The organism is Kitasatospora cheerisanensis KCTC 2395 (genome assembly GCF_000696185.1).
In the GTDB taxonomy this organism is placed as follows: domain Bacteria; phylum Actinomycetota; class Actinomycetes; order Streptomycetales; family Streptomycetaceae; genus Kitasatospora; species Kitasatospora cheerisanensis.
This window is the reverse complement of record NZ_KK853997.1, coordinates 6,028,626-6,029,408: the sequence shown is the minus strand read 5'-3', so window position 1 is coordinate 6,029,408 and position 783 is coordinate 6,028,626. Positions and strand designations below refer to the sequence as shown.

Genomic DNA, 783 nt, shown 5'->3' with positions numbered 1-783 from the left:
CGTTCGGGGCCCGGCCGCGTGTCTCGGCGGGCTCGTTCGACCACCGTTTCGACGCGGTGGCGCCGGCGGACATCCCGTCGGACGGGGTGTGGCACACGGTGGCGGTGGCGGAGCTGCCGGTGGCGGTGACGACCCGTTACGTGTGCGTGCCGGCCGTGGAGGAGGCGGTGTACGCGGTGCTGGAGCTGGCGAACGGCACGGCGCACGCGCTGCTGGCGGGGCCGGTGGAGGTGTCGGTGGACGGCGACTTCCTGCTGACGGCGGCGCTGCCGACGCTGGCGCCGGGCGGGGTCCGGGAGGTCGGGCTGGGCCGGGCGGAGGAGCTGCGGGTGGCCCGGCACAGCGAGCTGCGGGAGTCGACGTCGGGGGTGCTGAACTCGACGACGGTGCTGGACCACCGGGTGCGGATCGAGCTGGTGAACCGGCTGCCGCACGAGGCGTCGGTGGAGGTCCGCGAGCGGGTGCCGGTGAGCGGCGACGCGGACGTGCGGGTGGAGGAGCGGCCCGGCTGGTCGCCGCCGGAGGAGCCGTCCGCGCAGCTGCCGCCGTCGGCGCGGATCCGGCGGGTGGTGGTGCCGGCCGGGGGTTCGACGGAGCTGACGGGCGGCTATGTGGTCCGTATCCCGGCCGGTAAGGCCGTGGTCGGCGGGAACCGGAGGAGTTGAAGCGTGTTCGAGGAGACTTTGCCCCTGCCGGTCACCGCGGTCACCTGTCTGGAGGACCGGGCGCAGCTGGAGCGGACGGCGGAGGTCGAGCTGCCGGCCGGCGTGCACCGGCTGCGGC

At 75.6% G+C, this 783-nt stretch carries 1 protein-coding gene; it reads left to right on the top strand.

Annotated elements, in window-relative coordinates:
- Positions 1 to 665 (top strand): DUF4139 domain-containing protein (locus KCH_RS27200; protein ID WP_035867321.1); only part of this gene is annotated, 665 nt, incomplete at its 5' end.
- Positions 666 to 783 lie beyond the last annotated feature (118 nt).